Origin of the sequence: Clostridium felsineum DSM 794, assembly GCF_002006355.2 — a bacterium.
GTDB lineage: Bacteria > Bacillota > Clostridia > Clostridiales > Clostridiaceae > Clostridium_S > Clostridium_S felsineum.
Genome location: NZ_CP096980.1, coordinates 190,426 through 210,244, shown reverse-complemented (window position 1 = coordinate 210,244; position 19,819 = coordinate 190,426). Strand labels below are relative to the sequence as shown.

Sequence of the window (19,819 nt, the reverse complement as noted above, 5' to 3'; positions counted from 1 at the left end):
TGTATATACTGCTGAAGTACTTATCTTCATTCTTTATAAAGTCTTTATTATTATTTTTGAATCACTATATTTGTTTTAATTTACCATATACAGTTCAAAATTTCAAATTTCAACTTTATGTTATCATAGTTATATCAAAAGTCCAAGCTTAATTTCAAAAAAATAATCTGCTATTTAAAACCAAGACATAACTAGTAAGTCTTGCATACAAATAACAGATTTACAACAGAATTTTGCCTTATAATATACGCTTAGCTTATCCTGTTAAAAAATCAGGGGCTATTCATAAAAATAGGGGCTTTTTAAACTAATAACTTACGTTCGTTTAAACTACTTAAAACAAAAATAAAAAAATAATGTAAACTTATAAAACTTCAGTATATCATTATTTATGTACGAATAGCCCTAATGATATTTTAACACATTATCAATTTTTATTCAACTTTTTTAATGATTTATCACCACTTAGTTGTATTAAATTATACTTTGATATTTTTATTCTTTTATCACTTGATACCAACCATAACTTTAGCCCTTTTATTACTAATCACATTTGTTAACACTATTTTGTTAAGTAATATACACTTAAATCAACTCTTCCATTATTAGCCTTGCAATTACTTATTACTAAGGGTGATATTGCTTCCTTTTTAACGGTTATGCTATCGTCACTAACACTTATATAATCTGAATTAATTTTCTTCAATATATCTGGATAATAACTTTTAGGAATGGTTATTCTACCTAAAGAAACCTTTTCTAACTTAAAATTCACAGTATCATTTTTCATATATGGAACAAATTCAAATATAGCTTGAGTTGGCAAAACTTGCAATATGTCTGTATTCGCATATATCTTTATTCTATTGCTATCAACTGTTGTTTCTAATCCCGTCAAATTGACCTTATCCTTTATATATGTATACAAAATATTATTAAGATCATCCTCACTTATTGATATACTTGTATTTATTCTATCGCTTGTAATACTCATTTTAGGATTCAATCTAGTAATTTGTTGATTTATACTACCCTTACTTTTAGGAAGTGATATATCTTTTATTGGTCTTAATGCAAATATTCCCCCTACTATTATTAAAATAATTATAATAATTGGAATATTTATTCTTAGTTTTTTCATAGTCGTAAAACCCCTCCTTAATTATTTTATGTTAAATATTGTAATTTATTACTTTTTATGTTAATATCAACTAATGAAATCAATTATCGAGGTGATATGTTTTGAAAAATAATTTTATGAAGTCCATTATAAGAACATTATCTTTCAATAAAAAAGCTATTTCTATTGTTATGGTTCTTTGCATTATATCTATAGGCTCAATACTTATTTCATCTTACCACAAAAATAGCCACATTACAGCAAACAGTTTGTCAGCAAAGCCTAAACCTAATTCAAAACTTAACAAATCTTCAGAAAACAAAAAATTAAAAACTCAAATTACCAAAGCTTCATTAAAAGAACAAATTCAACCTTCAGTAGAACCTAAAGAAAAAAAGCAAAGCACTAAGTTATATTCGAATAAAATAAATTTTATAAACAAGTTACCCTTAAAAAATAGTAGCCAAGCTGTTATTGTGGAAACTCCTTCTGAAGCTAGTACTATTATGAAATTGAAAGCTTATGAAAAGGATAATTCCAATGCCTGGCACCTAAAATTTATAACAAATGGTGTTGTTGGTGTTAAAGGTATTAGTTTAAATAAAAAAGAAGGAGATCTTAAAACCCCTGAAGGAATATTTAGCTTTTTATTCGAATTTGGAAGTGCTCCAAGTCCAGGTACTAAAATGGAATATAGACAAATCCACAAAGGTGATTACTGGTGCTCTGTACCTAATGCTAAAGAATATAATACATTGGTAACATATAAAGGTAAATCTTCACCGGACTCATACTTCGGGCACGGAAACTACCAAAATCTTTATACAAACAAATGTTATAAATATGCTGCTGCAATTAATTACAATTATGGCCCTAACAAAACCATAGGAAATGGTTCTGCAGTATTTCTTCATATACAGCCACCTAATGGCGGTGGTACTCCTGGTTGTGTTGGAATACCTGAAAATACCCTAGTACAAATTTTACAATGGATGAATCCAAGCAAAAACCCAAGAATAGTAATTGGTAGTACCCACTATTTATCTACCTTCTGAATTTTTGAAGAGCTTACTTATTATATTTTAGTAAGCTCTTATTTTGTTATATATTATTCTAAGCACTTTAAAAATTATTATTCCTTTTACATTTAAATACTTACAATTCTTTTTTTTACAATTATGCATTGTATTTTTATTCACAAAGTGTTAATATTTATACATAAATAATAGTATCGAGGTGAAGTATTTTGAAAAGTAAATTTATGACCCCAATTTCTACTTTTACAGCCCTTTGCTTTATATGTACATGCTTTATTTACTTTGTATCATATTTGGGTAATACTACTTTAGCTGCTGAAATTAAATCTACATCTCTTGATCTTAATCATTCTTCAAAACACCAAAACAAAATACCTGATAAGCTACCTTTAGGAAATAGTAAACAAGCTATAATAGTTACTACACCTACAGAGTCAAGTGTAAATATGGTACTCAATGCTTATGAAAAAACAGGTCACACTTGGCATTTAAAGTTCACTACAAATGGTGTTGTTGGTCTAAAAGGTATAAGCCTAAATAAAAAGGAGGGCGATTTAAAGACTCCCGAAGGCATATTCGGCTTTTTATTTGAATTTGGAAGTGCTCCAAGTCCTGGTACTAAAATGGAGTACAGACAAACTCATCCAGGTGACTACTGGTCTTCTGTACCAACTCAAGAAGAATACAATACTTGGGTTACATATAACGGTGATCCTGAAATTAGATTTGGACATGGTAACTATGAAAATCTCTACACAACTTCTGTATACAAGTATGCTGCTGCACTAGATTATGATTATGGTGTTAACAAGGTTATCGGAAATGGTTCTGCAATATTCTTTCACATAGAATCAGCTAGTGGTAATGGTACTGCTGGATGTATAGCTATTCCTGAAGCTCCTTTAGTACAAATTTTAAAATGGATGAATCCAAATAAAGCACCTAAAATAGCAATCGGAACTCCAGCATACTTTGATACCTTTTAATTTGCACTCTCTTTTTTGCAAATAAAAATATGCTGCAAGATAGTTAATCTATTTTGCAGCATATTCTATTTATTCATCAACTAATCTATATCCTACTCCAACTTCAGTATAAATATACTCTGGCTGAGCAGGATCTTTTTCTATTTTCCTTCTTAAGTTTGCCATAAAAACTCTAAGTGACTGATTTTCATTGCCCACAGAAGCCCCCCATATTTCTTTTATTATAAAATTATGAGTTAAAACCCTACCTGAGTATTTACATAGTAAAAACATTATCTTATATTCTATTGGAGTTAAATGAACTTCCTTATTATTAATAGTAACACGCCTTTTATTAAAATCTACAGATAAATTTTTAACCTTAAAAAAATCTACAGTTTTATCTTCTGTTCTATTAATATTTGCATGTCTTAGGGATACTCTTATTCTTGCAAGAAGTTCACCTATTGAAAATGGTTTTGTAATATAATCATCCGCTCCCTTGTCTAGTGCTTCAACCTTCTGGCGTTCATTATCTCTAGCTGAAACAATTATTATAGGGATTTTAGACCATTCTCTTATCTTTTCTACAACTTCAATTCCATCAACATCTGGAAGCCCCAAATCCAAAACTATAATATCCGGGCTATTAGACATAGCAAGTGCAACTGCCTCATTACCTTTCTCTGTTTCAGTATATCTATAGCCTTGTGTTCTAAGTGCTGTAGTTATAAAATTTCGTATAGGTTTATCATCCTCTACCACAAGAATATAAGGTTTATTATCCATTTTAACCCCTCCATAAATCAGTCTTTAGGTATATTAAATTTAAAAATAGCTCCTCCGCTTTTTTTATTAATAGCCTCTATTTTACCACCATGAGCTTCTACTATTGACTTACATATAGCAAGCCCAAGTCCCACTCCCCTTCTTGAATCCGATATTTTACTCCCATTTGTAAAAAATCTATCAAATATATTAGGTAGTATATCTTCTGCTACTCCCTGACCATTATCAATTATTTCAAAGACAACATCATTTTTCTTTTCATACACCTTTATTTCTATAATTGACCCTTTAGGTGAAAACTTTGATGCATTATCTAAAAGATTTATTATAACCTGCTCTATTAGACTTCCATCCATTGATACCATTATAACTTGTTCTGGTACACTGACCCTTATTTTATGGTTTTTAAAATACTTTGAACTTCTTTGTACAGCTTCAGAAACAACCTCTTCAACTAGTTCCACATTCTTTTTTATTTTTGTATTACCCTCATCAAATTTTGTCATACTAAGTAAATTTTCAACTAATCTGATGAGCCATTCAGTATCTTCGTATATGCCATTTAAGAGCTTATTCTTGGTAGCCTCATCTATAAGTTCACCATTTTCTAAAATAGTACTTGCTGCTCCTTTTATCCCTGCAAGAGGGCTTCTTAAATCATGGGAAATTGATCTTAAGAGATTACTTCTAAGCCTTTCTCTTTCTATTTCAACCTTAGACTTCTCCTGCTCACGCGCTAGAATTTCTCTATCAAGCGCAATAGATATTTGTCCCGTTACAGTTTCTACCAAAGTCTTCTTTTGAGGCCTAAGTTCTCCACTTGGACAAGATACTCCTATTACCCCTAGTATTTTATTTTTACTTTTAATTGGAATATAATAGCCTTTTGCTCTGTAAAATGTACTCGTCCCACATCCAGATTCCTTTCCATTTAGAAATGTCCAATATGCGGCTGCATTCTCATCCTTACTTAGAATAATTTCTTCCTTGTCACCTTTATCCTTTTTATATACGAAAGGGGTAGAAAGCTTATTATCTTCCGCAACATAACATATCACATTTCTATTTACAAGCCTCGATATATACTTTATACCTATAGACACAACCTCATAAGTCCCCACTGCACTTAATAGCTTACCACTTACAAGATAAAGAGTTTGTGTCCTTCTTTCTCTCATATTAGAATTTTGAGCTTCCTTTTGAACTTTGTTAGTGAGACTTCCTACTATAAATGCCACTAGCATCATCATAGGAAAGGTAATAAAATAACTCTTATCATAAACTCTGAAGGAATCCTTAGGCTCAGTAAACATGAAATTGAATATAAGCACACCTACTATTGAAGATATTATTCCCGTAATTTGACCTTTTGTTGCCATATAAACGATTATAACTCCAAGTATAAATATCATTATAACATTAACATTTGTAAAACCCATTTTATCAAAAATTATTGCTATTAAAATAGTTATTATCATAATCATTATGGTTTTTAATATATCTTTAGGTGTTACCTTAGTCTCTATTTTTATTTTTGATAGAAAACTCTTCTTTTGATTTTTGTAATATGATGAATTAGGTATCATATATACATCTATATATGAATTTGAATCCATAAGTTTATCAACTACATCCTTAGCATAAAAATGTAGAAGTGTCTCTGTTTTTTTATGATTTTTTCCTATTATTATCTTTGTTGTATTTCTAAGTTCTGCATATCGTATTATTTGATCTGCTATATTTTCCCCTTGAACTGTAACCAGTTCTCCTCCTAACCCCTCTGCTAGTCTGAAGTTTGAATTAAGATTTTCTCTGTCAGTTTTACTTAAGCTTCTTCCTGTATCAACATAAAGTGCTATCCACTTTGAATGATAGGATTCTGCCATTCTAGCCGCAGTTCTTATTATCCTGGCTGATGATGGAGACGTACCTATACAGGCAAGTATTTGGTCAGATGTAGCTAGTACTGTAATTTGTCCCTTTGATAATCTTGCAATTTCTATTTCAAAATTAACTCTATCTGCAGTCCTTCTAAGTGCAATTTCTCTTAAAGCGTATAAGTTATTTTTATTAAAAAAGTTATTAAATGCTCTTTTAACCTGTTCTTTCTTATATATTTTCCCATCTACAAATCTTTTTAAAAGTTCATCTGGTTCAATATCTATTAATTCAACCTTATCTGCATCATCAAATACCTTATCTGGTATGGTTTCCCTTACAGAAACATGCGTTATATTAAAGACTATATCATTTAAACTTTCAATATGCTGTACATTTAAAGTAGTGTATACATCAATTCCTGCTTGTAAAAGCTCATCTATATCCTGCCATCTTTTTATGTGCCTTTGACTTTTGGCATTGGTATGAGCTAATTCATCTACTAATATTATTTCTGGTTTCCTAATAAGTGCCTTGTCTATATCAAATTCTCTTAAGGTAACTCCTTTATAGTCAATATTTTTTACAGGTATCTGGTCAAGCCCTTCTGCAAGCTCCATAGTATCAACTCTTGCATGTGGTTCTATATATCCTACAACTATATCTTTACCTAACCTTCTCATCTCATGGGCTGCTCTAAGCATGGCATAAGTTTTACCAACCCCTGCTGCATAACCAAAAAATATCTTTAATTTGCCTCTATTTTTGCTCTTCTCTTCTTTATCTATTTTATTTAAAAGATAATATGGATCAGGCCTTTCATAATTGGTATCTATATAAATCACCCCATTTTAATTAAGGGTAAACTTCTTTATTTTAGTTAAGTTTACCCTTAAAATATATTTTATTTTCTATAGTAAATATCCTTCTCCAACTTTATTGTATTACCTTGAACTATTCCCTTAAAAACTCTTTTTCCTGTATAATTATATTTATCTTTTATATTTATTTTTATTTTATTATCCCTTATAGAATATTTTGCTTTTGTAGAAAAAACATCTCTATACTCACTATCTATAATAGTACAATCGTCATTGTTATTATTCAATATCAAAACAATATTTCCTCTTTTTGATGTATATTTACCCGAATAAGGATTATCTTTTCCATGCTTAACCACTATAAATATACTATATACAATTGCACCAATTATAAATAGTAAGGTCACTTTAAGAGCCATTTTCTTCATAATCTCACCTCTATATAACGCACTAAAATTCTTGCTCAGAATCTTTTACAAGTTAGACTGTAATAGAATTTTAGCGTTATATAATTTACTATTTTTTTAGCCTTGAATAAACTTCTAAATTAACCTTAAGTACATTTACTCTTTCCTCTCCAAATACTCCAAAGGTTTTTCCCTCTGTATTTTTCTTAACTATTGTTTTAAGCTCTCTTACACTTATACCTGTTGCTTTTGATACGGCTTGGATTTGAATTTCAGCTGCTTTGGGACTTATATCAGGATCTAAACCAGAACCAGAACTAGTTAAAAGATCTGTTGGTATATCCTCCTTTTTTACTCCTGGATGGGTTTTCAAAAAGTCACTAATATCCTTCTTTACCCTGCTTTTTAAATCCTTATTAGATGGTGCTAAATTTTGTGAACCCGAGCTAACAGAATCTTTATTAGGATCATTTGCAGCGTAGGTATTATAATTTACAGATGAAACTCTCCCCCTAAAGAATCTTTTATCTGTAAAGTTTTGGCCCAAAAGCGAAGAACCAACCTCTTTTCCTTTAAAGGTAACTATACTTCCGTTTGCCTTATTATGAAAAATTGTTTGACCTACTGCTGTTATAAAAAGTGGATATATAAGTCCACATACAATTATCAAAACAACACTTAATCTAAGAGCATTTTTTAAATATTTCATCACTTAAATCATACCTCCTCTATCCTAAGTTAAGGATTCTAACTATAGGTGTTATTAACATATCAATTATCTTAATCCCAACAAAAGGAACTATTATTCCTCCAAGTCCAAACACAAGCATATTTCTTAAAAGAAGTGCTTCTGATTTCATAGGTTTATATTTTACACCTCTCATTGCAATAGGTATCAAGGCTGGTATTATTATTGCATTAAATATTAGCGCTGATAGTATTGCACTATATGGTGTAGATAACTGCATTATATTCATAAGCTGCATCTTAGGTATTGCAATTGTAAATATAGCCGGTATTATAGCGAAATACTTAGCTACATCATTAGCTATACTGAAGGTTGTAAGTGCTCCTCTTGTTATTAATAACTGTTTTCCTATTTCTACAACTTCAAGTACTTTAGTCGGATCAGAATCTAAATCCACCATATTAGCCGCTTCCTTTGCAGCTGTTGTTCCACTATTCATTGCAAGACCAACATCTGCCTGAGCAAGTGCTGGTGCATCGTTAGTTCCATCTCCCGTCATTGCAACAAGTTTTCCCTCATCCTGTTCTTTTTTTATAGCTTTTATCTTATCTTCTGGTTTACATTCCGCAATAAATCCATCAACACCGGCTTCTTTGGCTATTGTTGCCGCTGTTAAAGGATTATCTCCTGTACACATTATTGTCTTTATTCCGATTTCTCGTAACCTTTCAAATCTTTCAACTAAACCCGGTTTTACTGTATCCTTAAGGTATATAACTCCATATATCTTATTATCAACACACACTACTAGTGGAGTTCCCCCAAGCTTTGCCACCTTATTTACATTCTCCTCTAAATCCTTTGGAATAACGCCTTTTAATTCTTGTACTCTTTTCTTTATGGCATCATATGCTCCTTTTCTAACCTTTGAACCATTGTCTAAATTCACTCCACTCATCCTTGTTTGGGCTGTGAATTCTTCAAATTCTATGTCTTTATACTTTTCAGTATCTATTGTAATTCCTATTTTTTTACCTAGCTCAACTATTGATTTACCCTCAGGAGTATCATCCTTTAAAGAACACATAACTGCGTAATCTATTAATTGTTGTCTATCTTCTCTTCCAACTGTTATAAAGTCAGCTGCCAATCTGTTTCCATAAGTTATCGTTCCTGTTTTATCAAGAATCATTGTATCAACATCGCCACAAGCCTCTACCGCTTTTCCTGACATTGCTATTACATTAAATCTTGTAACTCTGTCCATTCCAGCTATACCTATTGCAGATAAAAGTCCTCCTATAGTTGTTGGAATAAGACATACTAAAAGCGCTATTAAAGTTGACATGGGAATCTTTACTCCTGTGTATGTTGCCATAGGGTAAAGAGCAACTAAAACGATTAAGAATATTAAAGTAAGACTTACAAGTATGGTGTTAAGTGCGATTTCATTAGGAGTTTTTTGTCTTGATGCCCCTTCTACAAGATTAATCATCTTATCTAAGAAGGATTCTCCTGGAGTTGCTGTTATCTCTACCTTTAACCAATCACTTACAACCTTTGTTCCTCCTGTTACTGATGCAAAATCCCCTCCTGGTTCTTTCATAACAGGGGCTGATTCTCCAGTTATAGCTGATTCATCTACAGATGCAATTCCATCAATAACTTCACCATCATTTGGTATTACATCTCCATTTTCCACAAGAACTATATCACCTTTTTTAAGTTCGGTCGCATTTATAGTTTTCGTACTGCCATCTTTTCCTATAAGCTTTGCTAGAGTATCTTTACGTGTCTTTTTTAACGCATCTGCCTGAGCTTTTCCACGACCCTCAGCTACAGATTCTGCAAAATTAGCAAATAACACTGTTATAAATAAGATCACTGTAACAATTAAATTATATATTCTTAAATTATTTCCCTTGTCGCCAAAAATACTTGGAAAAATAGTTAAGAGAATTGTAACCAAAAATCCAACTTCCACCACAAACATAACTGGATTTTTCATCATATATTTGGGATTCAACTTTTTAAAGGATTCAATTATAGCTTCTTTTAATATTTCCTTGGTAATAAACTTTGATTTTTTATTTTCCATAATAGCTTCCCCCTCTCTATAACGTCAAATATTCTGAAATAGGTCCTAGCGCAATTGCCGGAAGAAATGTAAGTGCTCCAATTATAACTATAATGACTATTAGTGTAACGGTGAAAACACTATTATCTGTTTTAAAGGTTCCTTGGGATACAGGTACTGCTCTTTTTGATGCAAAAGAACTTGCCACTGCTAAAAGTATTATTATGGATAAATATCTTCCTAGAAACATAACTACTCCTGCAGAAGCATTCCAAAACATGGTATTATCTCCTAAACCCTCAAAGCCAGAACCATTGTTTGCTGCTGAACTAGTAAACTGATATAAAATTTGTGTAAGTCCATGAAAACCGGGATTAGATATCCCTGCTAGTCCTTGTTTAGTTGAAAGAGCTATAGCAGAGGACATCAATATTAAAAACGGATGAATTATTATAGCAAAGGCTACTAATTTTATTTCCTTACCTTCAATTTTCTTAGTTAAAAACTCTGGAGTTCTTCCTACCATAAGTCCACATAAAAAAACTGTTAATATAGCATACATTATCATGTTCATGAAGCCTACTCCAACACCGCCAAAAATCACGTTTAGCATCATATTAATAAGAGGTACTGTTCCTCCAAGGGGCGTTAGTGAATCATGCATATTGTTAACTGCGCCACAGGAGGTATCTGTTGTTACGGTTGTAAACAAACTTGAAGCGGCTACTCCAAATCTATCTTCCTTCCCTTCCATGTTTCCCATACTCTGATTTAAGCCTATACGACTAAGCACAGGATTTCCTGCCTTTTCAGCGTTATAACATATTGCCGTTCCTATTAAAAGTAATACAAGCATTGCTGAAAATATAGCTACCGCTTGTTTTTTCTTCTTTATCATGTGTCCAAAGCATACTACTAGTGAACCCGCAAGCAAAAGCAAGGTTATCATCTGCACTGCATTAGTAAGCGGTGTTGGATTTTCAAATGGGTGCGCTGAGTTAGCACCAAAAAATCCTCCTCCGTTAGTTCCAATCAGCTTTATTGCTTCAAGACTAGCCACTGGCCCTAAGGGTATATTTTGGATTTTTCCTTCTATTGTTATAACTGTTTTATTTGCTGAAAGTGTTTGTGGTACTCCCTGAGTAATATAAAATACAGCTACTATTATTGATAGTGGAAGTAGTACTCTTGTTATGATTCTTACAAGATCAACATAAAAGTTCCCTAGCTTCTTTTTCCCTGCAAGCGCTCTTATAAACGCAAGCGCTACTGCTATTCCCGTTGCTGCTGCAAAAAACATAAAGAAAGTGAATACTATCATTTGTGATAAATAGGATGCTCCACCTTCACCTGAATAATCTTGAAGGTTAGTGTTAGTCAAAAAACTTATTATTGTGTTAAAGCTAAGTGACTGCTCCATTCCCTTTATATGATTAGGATTAAAAATTCCTATAGACTGGATTCTTAAAATTATATATCCAATAATTGCTGGAATGGCATTACACATTAAAAGTGCAAAAATATATTGTTTCCAGTTCATTTCCTCTTCTTTGTGTATCCCCGAAATCTTGTAGATTAAAGCATCAACTTTATCTAATACTGGATCTAAAAAAGTTTTTTTGTGTTCTGCAACCTTGTACATATATTTTCCTGTGGGTATACAAAGAAGCACAAACACAATAATAATGATTGCAATTTGTAATATTTCCATATTAAGGCCTCCGTTACCTAAAATTTTTCAGGATTAAATAATTCATAGCACAAATAAATAAACAAAAATATGATTATAATTGCTAAAAGTATCATTTTAAATCCCCCTTAAACTACTTTTTATTTATGGTATTTTCACACCAAACGGTAAAATATTTTAAAAATATAAATCCTAAAACTATGACTGCTAAAAAAATAACATCAAGCATACTCTCTCCCCCCTGGTACTTGTTTCTGTTTTCATATTAGCATCATAAATATAAAATTTGAGTTAAGATTTTAATGGTAGGTGTTAAGATAGTATAAAGATTTGAAATGATAATGTTTTCAAAGATTTATTTAAAAAAAGGGAGTGTCGCAAAATGATTAAAATTAATCATGAGCGATGCTCTTTTTTTGTTTAAGCTATAAAATTGCCTAATATTTTAAATACTATATTAATTATTTGAATTTCCATGAGATTTTGACGCACTAAAATAAACCTAACTATATTATTCCATAATTAGGAAATAGTTTTTAATTCGTGAAGATACTTTTGAGTTCTTTCATTTTGGATTTTTAAATGTAATTTGTTAATGTTATATCCAAAACAAAGCAAAATAAATTCAGTTTTTACACTATTTTTTCCACGTGTTAAAAATCTTTTGAATTCATAGTCGCTTTTTAAAATTCCAAACGCACCTTCAACTTGAATAGATCTGTTCATTCTCAATTTAGTTCCCAATTCAGTTTTGATATTGTTGTATGAAATTTGACGCTTTTTAATAAAAGTCTTTGAAACCTGCATTTTTCGGTTATTCTTTGCTTTTGTGCACTTTGATTTCAAAGTGCAGTTATCGCAATTTTCACATTCATAAACAGTAACCTCAGACGTATACCCACTTGCAGATTTTTTATGAATAATATATGATGGGAATAATTTTCTATTATTATGACAAATATATGTATCTGTTTTAACATCATATTTCATATTTTCACGCTTACTGATGTCGTTTTTAAAACTTCTTTTTTTCCATTTCTCATAAGTTTGAGGTTTTATATATGGTATTTGATTATTAGACTCTAAAAACAAATAGTTTTCTTCACTTTCGTAACCAGAATCTGCAATCACATTAGTATATTTATGACCAATTTTTTCTTGCATATTAGTAATCATTGGTATTAATGTTGCTATATCATTTCTATCATCAAATACTCCAACACCAGTTACATATTCACTATCAACTGCTATTTGTACATTATAGGCAGGTTTTAATTGACCATTTCTCATATGATCATCTTTCATATGCATGAAAGTTGCATCAGTATCAGTTTTAGAATAGCTATTTCTTTTTGAAAATATTTTCTTACTTAAATTATATTTTTCTTGTCTTTCTTTATATTGTGATAGTTGTTCTATCCACTTTTGAATTGCAGTTTTTCTTTTACCGATTCCATGAACAAACTCTATATTTCTTTTTTCTTTTTCAAATAAAAGCCATTGAAGAATTTTGTTTATATCATCAATCAAAGTTTCTCTCTCAATAGTGAATTTCATTAATCTTTCAAGATTAATGGTTTTAACAAGAGCAATAATTTTATCAAACATCTTACCTTCATTTTTATAAATAGCTTTCTTCCAAACAAAAGTATATCGGTTGGCATTTGCCTCAATTTTAGTACCATCGATAAATACATTTTCAAATAATAATTCTTTTTCTTTAGCTAAATAGTTAACTTGTTGATAAAATAAATCTTCAATCACTTCATTTGAAAGATATTTTTTTCGAAATCTACTTATAGTAGCGTGATCAGGTGCTTTAAAGCCTTGAAGTAGCCATTTGAAATTTATATCTCTTTTGCATGCTTTTTCTATCTTTCTACTTGAATAAATATTTTGAGAATAAGCATAAGATATTATTTTGAACATGATTTTGGGTTCAACTGCTGATTTTCTTCCTACGGAAGAATACGCCTTGTACAATTTTTTATAATTTAATCCCTCCAACAAATAGCTTAGCAAACGAACCGAATCATCTTCTGGTATTAAGTTTTCTAAATTTAATGGTAATATAAGTTGCAAATTATCATTAAATTGATTATAATTTTTTGTGTATAATTTAGTTACGTTCATAATTTAATTATACAATCAATGTGAGTTCTTCGGAACTCACATTTTTTATATACAACAAAGGAGCTATTGCAAAACTATTTTTTAGTTTTGCAACAGCCCCTTTTTCCTCTACTCCAATATTCTTTTATAAAGCTCCGGTCTTCTATCCTCAAACAAGGTATAATAATCTCTTTTTAACTTTTTGGCTGTTTCTAAATCAAGTTGGGAAGAAATCACACCTTCAACTTCTTCGTTTAATTCTTTAATAGGTTTCCCCAGTGGACTTACAATTCTGCTATGTCCAAAAAAGCTTAACTTTTTATCTTGTCCTATTCTATTGGCTGCCGCTATATATATGCAATTATCAAAAGCTCTTGCACTTGTAACCAGATCCCAATCTTCAGAATATGGCTTTTCCCAATTAGTACTTATCGCAATAAGCTCTGCTCCATTTAAGGCATATATTCTCGCAACTTCTGGAAATGCTGTATCCCAACATATCATCATTGCAACTTTACCAAAATCAGTATTAAAAATAGGAAACTCACTTCCTGGAGTAAAATATTTCTTTTCTGAATCAAACAAATGAACTTTCCTATATGTTCCTAATACAACACCTTTATTGTCAATATAAACAGAAGAATTATAAATAACATTATCCCTTTGTTCATCTCTCTCTGGAAATCCATAAATTATACTTACCTTATATTTTTTTGCAAGCTTACTTATTTTCTCTATACTAAATCCATCATATATTCTTTCTGCTAAATTATAAAACCCCTCATCACATTCGTATCCGGATGTGATGAGTTCAGGGAATATTATCAAATTAACATTTTTATTTTCTTCTGCTATTTCCTTAATAAATTTCTCCATCTTTCTTACGTTAGCTTGAATATCCATTAATACTGGCTTCATTTGGACACAAGAAACATTAATCTTCATGCCTTGTCCTCCTCATCTTATTATAATTTTATTATCAATTTTAATATATTTTTGATGTATTATCAATATATTTTATGTTTTCTGTGTGTATTATCAACAAATATACTATTCTAATTAAAATGTTTCTTTAACAACTTTTTTACATTTATTAAATAATAAAGCAACTTTGTATTTTCAAAGCTTAAATATAATATTATAATTAATGTATATGTGCTACAAGAAACGATGCAATGTTATATTTCGTTGGAATTGAAATACTGCTTTTTATTAATGAAAAACACTTCAGAAAAACCTTTAATACTGACGAAAGCCGAAAAAATATTTAAAGAAATAAGTTGTGAAAGTTCTAACTTTATTACAACGTATATATTAAGGAGATACAACATGAAAAAAAGATATTTATCACTTTCTATTATTCTTCTACTTATTCCTCTTGCCTTCGGATGCAGTTCTTCTGACAATCCAAAGGCATCCTTTGACAAATACATAAATGCTTGGAGTAAAAATGATTATGCATCTATGTACAGTATTCTAAGTTCTGATAGTAAAAAATCTATTTCCAAAAAGGACTTTTTAACTAGATACGAAAAAATTTACGACGGCATTGAATTAAATAAAGTCACTGTCACTCCAGAGTATCCAAGTTCCTATAAAAAAGATTCAGCTGGGAACGTAGATGTACCTTTTAAGGTTACTATGTCTACAATAGCTGGGAACGTAACCTTTAATGATACTGCTTCCTTTAAAGAAAGTGATAAAACTTGGTCTTTAAATTGGTCAAGCAAAATGATTTATCCTGATTTAAAAAAAGATTATAAGATAAGAATTGAAAAGACTCCTGCTAAACGTGGTGAAATAAAAGGAATAAATGGAGCCTTCCTTGCTCAAAATAGCTACATAGAAAACGTTGGTATTGTACCTCAAAAGTTTACTGGTGACGTTGAAAATTCAAAAAAGCAAATTGCCAGCATTTTAAATATTGATGCCAATGACATTACAAAAAAACTTTCAGCTTCCTACGTTCAACCTGATATGTTTATATCTATAGCTAAACTATCCGCTGACGATACTGATAAAATGTCAAATCTTTTAAAAATACCAGGAATTATGATTACCAAAACACCAGCTAGAGTTTATCCTCTAAAAGAAAAAGCTGCAATGTTAACAGGTTATGTTCAAAATATAAGTGCTGATGAACTAAAGAAGTTAAAAACAAAAGGCTACAGCAGAGACAGTGTAATTGGAAAAGCCGGTCTTGAAAAAATATATGAAAATCAGTTAAAAGCTACTGATGGAGCTGAAATCTATATAGACAATAATTATAACAAAAAAGTAAAAACCATAGCTAAGAAAGCTCCTAAAAACGGAAAAGATATTAACTTAACTATAGACACTAATCTGCAAGGTGCTTTATACGACGAATATAAATCTGATTCTGGTGCTTCTGTTGCACTAAATCCAAAAACGGGTGCTGTGCTTGCTCTTGTAAGTGCTCCTTCTTATAATCCTAATGATTTTATTTTAGGTATGTCTAGCGATAAGTGGAACTCACTTCAGAACGATGCAAATAAACCGCTTTTAAATCGTTTTAAGACAACCTTTGCTCCTGGTTCAACCTTTAAACCAATAACTGCTGCTATGGCACTTGATTTAGGAAAATTAAATATAGATGAAGATAAAAAGATTTCAGGACTTAAGTGGCAAGAAAACAGCAGCTGGGGAAATTATTCCGTTACTCGTGATGAAGCTTACTCTGAACCTGCTAATCTTGTAAACGCCCTTGTACATTCAGATAATATATATTTTGCTAAAACAGCTCTTAGCATTGGAAAAGATAACTTTTTATCAGAAACAAAGAAACTTTCAATAGGTGATAATTTCCCATTTGAATATGGACTTGAACCTTCAAAAATAACTTCTAACGGTTCCATTAAAGATGATATTCAACTTGCAGATTCAGGTTACGGACAAGGTGAAGTTCTTATGAATCCCGTTCAGCTTGCTTCAATTTATACAGCTTTTGTGAATAACGGAAACATAATTGCTCCATATTTAGATTCCAGTAAAGCAGCGCAAGGAAAAGTTCTGGTACAAGGTGCCTTTAAGTCTGATACTGTAAATACTATATTAAATGACCTTACACAAGTAGTTTCTAGTCCAGAAGGCACAGGGCATGGTGCGTATATGGCTGACTTACCTCTGGCTGGCAAAACTGGTACCGCTGAAATAAAAAAATCTCAGACAGATACTAATGGAACAGAAAATGGATGGTTTATAGCTGTAAATCCAAGTAATCCAAAACTTCTTGTACTTGAAATGTACGAAAATGTAAAAGGCAAAGGCGGCAGCGCTTACGTTGTACCTAATGTAAAAACTATATTCCAAAACTTTGGTAAATAAAAAAAAGCATTACGAAAACTTAATTAGTTTCGTAATGCTCTTTTTACTTTAATTTTCAGGTGTTTCAGCTTTTAATATTCTATTTGCCTGATCAGTAGTAAGATTATAATTTAGGAATGTTTTATAAAAATACTTAGTTTCAGAAACCATATCTAAAGATTTAAACTTTGAAGGATATAACATTTTAGCTGCCCATTGAACTTGTAATGCCTCTTCACATCCGTAACGATCCCAATCGAAAGCACCTGCTGGATTTTGATACACTCTATTATTTTTTATAGCAGGTACATTTCGTAACCTAGAATCTTTTAAAAGTATATTTAAATCCGCTGGAGTTCCATTTGCACCAACTATAATAACATCAGGATTCCATTTTAAAATTTGTTCTGTAGAAATTTCCTTCATGTTCCCATTTATTTCCTTCGCAGAGTTTATTCCACCAGCGGCTTCAATCCAATCATTAATTATAGTATTGCTCCCATCAACTTTTAGTGGCGTCAATGATTGAAGATGCAGTACTTTCGGTTTACTGTTATCTGGTATTTGAGAAGTAATACCTTTTACTATTTTTAATTTCTTATCTAAATATGTATTGTATTTATTTGCACGAAGAACGGCATTCCCTCCAAGAATTTTTCCAGTTAAAGAGATACATTTTTTCATTGAATCAAAATCCTTAAACGATACTGTAACTACTGGTAATCCAATGCTGGAGATTTTATCCTTAAAGGTATCTGAATCAGCTGAAAAAACTATATCAGGCTTATTTTTTAATAATTCCTCTGCATTAAAGGTTGTACCGAAAGTTGATGTTGCTTTATTCATAGTTGGATTTACTTTGTATAACCAGGGTTGATTTTTCTTTGTTAAAGACGTTGAAATTATTTTATCACCTGCGCCTAATACAGGTAATATTTCATTATGAGCTTTCCAAGAATCAGCTACTTTTGATATCTTAGTAGGCACTTTAACTTTTTTCCCTGAACTATCAGTTATTGTTTGAAAAGCATTTTTTTTTGTACTTTTTTTTGTTGAATCTGTACTATTTGAAGTATTGCTACAACCAGTAAATAAAAGTAATGTAACCATTACACTGGATAAAATTTTAATTTTTTTCATTTAAAAACTCCTTTTCCTTCGTCGGTATTTAACATTGGAATACAAGATTTTACAACAGCACCATTAATATTTGTGGAAATAATTTTAATCTTAACACCATAACACGACGATAAATTTTCTTCTGTCATAACTTCATCAATTGTTCCAACTGTAAACTTATTATCTCTTTGGAGTAATACTACCTTTGATGAACACAAGAATACATGATCTGGAGAATGTGAGGTCATTAATACCCCTAATCCTTTTTCTGAGAGCCTTTTTATTTGGGCAAGCACTCTTATTTGATTTCCAAAATCTAAATTTGAAGTAGGCTCATCCATAACCAAAAGTTTAGGTTCTTGAGTAAGAGCTCTTGCAATTAAAACTAGCTGCCTTTCACCGCCACTTATATTTGTATATGACTTATCCTTTAAGTATCCAATATTTAAATCCTCTAATGCTTTTTCAGCTATTTCATAATCAATTTTCTTTGGAGCTTCAAAGGTTTTTAAGTGTGCTGTTCTCCCCATTATTACAACATCTATTACCTTAAAAGAAAAAGGAGGAGTATGCGCTTGTGGGACATATGCTATTAATTTAGCCAGTTTTTCTCTAGAAAACTTAGTAATATCCTCACCATCCAATAAGATCTCTCCATTCTTGGATTTCAAAAAACCAAGAATGGTTTTAAATAAAGTTGTTTTTCCAACGCCATTAGGTCCAAGTAAGCAAACTATTTCCCCAGAAATTATTTTCAAAGAAATTTGGTTAACTATTAAATTTTCTTTATATCCACAGGATAAAGTTTTAAGCTCTAATTTCATATAAATTTATCCTTTCTTTTTAGCAAAATAATAATAAAAAATGGAGCACCTATAAGTGACGTTAGTATACCAATTGGTATTTCCATAGAAAACATGCTTCTTGCTAAATCATCAATTAACAAAAGATAACTTGCTCCAAGTAAAATTGAACAAGGTACAAGTTTCTTATAGTTTGATCCCACAAGTATCCTTGCAACATGTGGAATCACAAGTCCAACCCAACCAATAATACCTCCAATTGCTACAGACGAAGTAGTTAGTATTGTAGAACAAAATATTAAAATAATTCTTATTTTTTCTACATTAACGCCAAGGGCTTTAGCCTCTTCTTCTCCAAAGGTTAACGCGTTAAGACGCCATCTAAGCATAAATATGGGCACAGTTCCAATAATAAATGCTGGTAAAATCATCACTATATTTTTAAAAGTTATGTTTGAAAGTCCTCCCATAAGCCAAAAAGTTATAGCTGGAAGTTTGCTGTCTGGATCAGCAACATACTTTATTATAGATACAAAAGATTGGAATAAAGATGAAACAACAAGTCCAATTAATACTAAAATCAGAATCATATTGTTATTATGACTTATAAATCTACTGATAAAAAAAACAATGATAACAGCTAGCATTCCAAAAATAAAAGCTGATATTTGAACTGCAAATAAATTTAAAGAAAGTAAAAGCGCAACAGCTGCGCCAAAACTTGCTCCTGCAGAAGCCCCAAGTATATCAGAAGATGCCATTGGATTTCTGAATAATCCTTGATAAGTTACTCCAGCCAGTGCAAGGGAAGCTCCAATTAAAAGAGCAGCTAGTATTCTTGGGAGACGAATATTAAAAATCACAGTACTCATTGTTGTGGATATACTGTTAGGATGTCCCATTAAACTTGTATAAAAAGCATATAATACATCAGAAATTTTAATAGAATATCTTCCCATTTTAAAAGAAATCAAAAATATAAAAAGCAG

Annotated in this window: 16 protein-coding genes; 3 read left to right on the top strand and 13 right to left on the bottom strand. The window is 31.0% G+C overall.

Annotated elements, in window-relative coordinates; genetic code table 11:
• Window positions 1–562: 562 nt before the first annotated feature.
• The gene (locus CLFE_RS01050; RefSeq protein ID WP_077895175.1) at window positions 563–1,141 is read right to left on the bottom strand and encodes a hypothetical protein; all 579 of its coding nucleotides are present in this window, start codon (window positions 1,139–1,141) and stop codon (window positions 563–565) included.
• Between the two features lie 101 nt (window positions 1,142–1,242).
• Between CLFE_RS01050 and CLFE_RS01045 the strand changes: the two genes are divergently transcribed.
• Together CLFE_RS01045 and CLFE_RS01040 are read left to right on the top strand one after the other, a co-directional pair.
• Window positions 1,243–2,175 carry a L,D-transpeptidase family protein gene (locus CLFE_RS01045; protein ID WP_077895176.1) on the top strand — a complete coding sequence of 311 codons (933 nt, stop codon included), beginning with the start codon at window positions 1,243–1,245 and terminating at the stop codon, window positions 2,173–2,175.
• A 191-nt stretch (window positions 2,176–2,366) separates the two neighbouring features.
• Window positions 2,367–3,143, top strand: coding sequence for a L,D-transpeptidase family protein (locus tag CLFE_RS01040; RefSeq protein ID WP_242950832.1), 777 nt, complete (start codon window positions 2,367–2,369; stop codon window positions 3,141–3,143).
• 69 nt (window positions 3,144–3,212) lie between these two features.
• Here the strand turns inward: CLFE_RS01040 and CLFE_RS01035 are convergent, their stop codons facing one another.
• From CLFE_RS01035 to CLFE_RS01000, 9 genes are all read right to left on the bottom strand, one after another.
• A complete protein-coding gene (locus CLFE_RS01035) occupies window positions 3,213–3,911 on the bottom strand; it encodes a response regulator (protein ID WP_077895177.1) in 699 nt (232 codons plus the stop codon).
• Window positions 3,912–3,928: 17 nt separating this feature from the next.
• Window positions 3,929–6,625 (bottom strand): sensor histidine kinase, encoded by a 2,697-nt coding sequence (locus CLFE_RS01030; RefSeq protein ID WP_077852989.1) that lies wholly within the window; start codon window positions 6,623–6,625, stop codon window positions 3,929–3,931.
• A gap of 68 nt (window positions 6,626–6,693) precedes the next feature.
• On the bottom strand, window positions 6,694–7,038 hold the full coding sequence (locus CLFE_RS01025; RefSeq protein WP_077895178.1) for a hypothetical protein: 345 nt from the start codon (window positions 7,036–7,038) through the stop codon (window positions 6,694–6,696).
• 88 nt (window positions 7,039–7,126) lie between these two features.
• Window positions 7,127–7,726 (bottom strand): K(+)-transporting ATPase subunit C, encoded by a 600-nt coding sequence (locus CLFE_RS01020; protein ID WP_077895181.1) that lies wholly within the window; start codon window positions 7,724–7,726, stop codon window positions 7,127–7,129.
• A 19-nt stretch (window positions 7,727–7,745) separates the two neighbouring features.
• Window positions 7,746–9,803 (bottom strand): potassium-transporting ATPase subunit KdpB, encoded by a 2,058-nt coding sequence (gene kdpB / locus CLFE_RS01015; protein WP_077895179.1) that lies wholly within the window; start codon window positions 9,801–9,803, stop codon window positions 7,746–7,748.
• Window positions 9,804–9,819: 16 nt separating this feature from the next.
• Window positions 9,820–11,493 carry a potassium-transporting ATPase subunit KdpA gene (gene kdpA / locus CLFE_RS01010; RefSeq protein WP_077895180.1) on the bottom strand — a complete coding sequence of 558 codons (1,674 nt, stop codon included), beginning with the start codon at window positions 11,491–11,493 and terminating at the stop codon, window positions 9,820–9,822.
• Window positions 11,494–11,510: 17 nt separating this feature from the next.
• Window positions 11,511–11,588 carry a K(+)-transporting ATPase subunit F gene (kdpF, locus tag CLFE_RS24425; protein WP_077895182.1) on the bottom strand — a complete coding sequence of 26 codons (78 nt, stop codon included), beginning with the start codon at window positions 11,586–11,588 and terminating at the stop codon, window positions 11,511–11,513.
• Between the two features lie 406 nt (window positions 11,589–11,994).
• Window positions 11,995–13,605 (bottom strand): IS1182 family transposase, encoded by a 1,611-nt coding sequence (locus tag CLFE_RS01005; RefSeq protein ID WP_250944600.1) that lies wholly within the window; start codon window positions 13,603–13,605, stop codon window positions 11,995–11,997.
• 108 nt (window positions 13,606–13,713) lie between these two features.
• Window positions 13,714–14,529, bottom strand: a complete 816-nt coding sequence (locus CLFE_RS01000; RefSeq protein WP_077833540.1) for a carbon-nitrogen hydrolase family protein — start codon at window positions 14,527–14,529, stop codon at window positions 13,714–13,716.
• 384 nt (window positions 14,530–14,913) lie between these two features.
• On the opposite strand from CLFE_RS01000, the gene CLFE_RS00995 reads away from it, so the two are divergent.
• The gene (locus tag CLFE_RS00995; RefSeq protein ID WP_077895125.1) at window positions 14,914–16,929 is read left to right on the top strand and encodes a penicillin-binding transpeptidase domain-containing protein; all 2,016 of its coding nucleotides are present in this window, start codon (window positions 14,914–14,916) and stop codon (window positions 16,927–16,929) included.
• Window positions 16,930–16,977: 48 nt separating this feature from the next.
• Here the strand turns inward: CLFE_RS00995 and CLFE_RS00990 are convergent, their stop codons facing one another.
• The 3 genes from CLFE_RS00990 to CLFE_RS00980 are packed head-to-tail and all read right to left on the bottom strand — an operon-like array spanning window position 16,978 to window position 19,789.
• Window positions 16,978–18,048 carry an ABC transporter substrate-binding protein gene (locus CLFE_RS00990; protein ID WP_077895126.1) on the bottom strand — a complete coding sequence of 357 codons (1,071 nt, stop codon included), beginning with the start codon at window positions 18,046–18,048 and terminating at the stop codon, window positions 16,978–16,980.
• Window positions 18,045–18,851: an ABC transporter ATP-binding protein gene (locus CLFE_RS00985; RefSeq protein WP_077895127.1), complete on the bottom strand. Its 807-nt coding sequence runs from the start codon at window positions 18,849–18,851 to the stop codon at window positions 18,045–18,047. The genes CLFE_RS00990 and CLFE_RS00985 overlap by 4 nt, the downstream gene beginning before the upstream one ends.
• Window positions 18,848–19,789 carry a FecCD family ABC transporter permease gene (locus CLFE_RS00980; protein WP_139356229.1) on the bottom strand — a complete coding sequence of 314 codons (942 nt, stop codon included), beginning with the start codon at window positions 19,787–19,789 and terminating at the stop codon, window positions 18,848–18,850. The genes CLFE_RS00985 and CLFE_RS00980 overlap by 4 nt, the downstream gene beginning before the upstream one ends.
• Between the last annotated feature and the right edge of the window lie 30 nt (window positions 19,790–19,819).

What these genes read in the sequence shown, in the direction of transcription:
- CLFE_RS01050 (WP_077895175.1), bottom strand. Translation starts at nt 1,141, where the DNA reads ATGAAAAAACTAAGAATAAATATTCCAATTATTATAATTATTTTAATA.
- CLFE_RS01035 (WP_077895177.1), bottom strand. Translation starts at nt 3,911, where the DNA reads ATGGATAATAAACCTTATATTCTTGTGGTAGAGGATGATAAACCTATA.
- CLFE_RS01025 (WP_077895178.1), bottom strand. Translation starts at nt 7,038, where the DNA reads ATGAAGAAAATGGCTCTTAAAGTGACCTTACTATTTATAATTGGTGCA.
- CLFE_RS01020 (WP_077895181.1), bottom strand. Translation starts at nt 7,726, where the DNA reads ATGAAATATTTAAAAAATGCTCTTAGATTAAGTGTTGTTTTGATAATT.
- kdpB (WP_077895179.1), bottom strand. Translation starts at nt 9,803, where the DNA reads ATGGAAAATAAAAAATCAAAGTTTATTACCAAGGAAATATTAAAAGAA.
- kdpA (WP_077895180.1), bottom strand. Translation starts at nt 11,493, where the DNA reads ATGGAAATATTACAAATTGCAATCATTATTATTGTGTTTGTGCTTCTT.
- kdpF (WP_077895182.1), bottom strand. Translation starts at nt 11,588, where the DNA reads ATGATACTTTTAGCAATTATAATCATATTTTTGTTTATTTATTTGTGC.
- CLFE_RS01005 (WP_250944600.1), bottom strand. Translation starts at nt 13,605, where the DNA reads ATGAACGTAACTAAATTATACACAAAAAATTATAATCAATTTAATGAT.
- CLFE_RS01000 (WP_077833540.1), bottom strand. Translation starts at nt 14,529, where the DNA reads ATGAAGATTAATGTTTCTTGTGTCCAAATGAAGCCAGTATTAATGGAT.
- CLFE_RS00995 (WP_077895125.1), top strand. Translation starts at nt 14,914, where the DNA reads ATGAAAAAAAGATATTTATCACTTTCTATTATTCTTCTACTTATTCCT.
- CLFE_RS00990 (WP_077895126.1), bottom strand. Translation starts at nt 18,048, where the DNA reads ATGAAAAAAATTAAAATTTTATCCAGTGTAATGGTTACATTACTTTTA.
- CLFE_RS00985 (WP_077895127.1), bottom strand. Translation starts at nt 18,851, where the DNA reads ATGAAATTAGAGCTTAAAACTTTATCCTGTGGATATAAAGAAAATTTA.
- CLFE_RS00980 (WP_139356229.1), bottom strand. Translation starts at nt 19,789, where the DNA reads ATGGGAAGATATTCTATTAAAATTTCTGATGTATTATATGCTTTTTAT.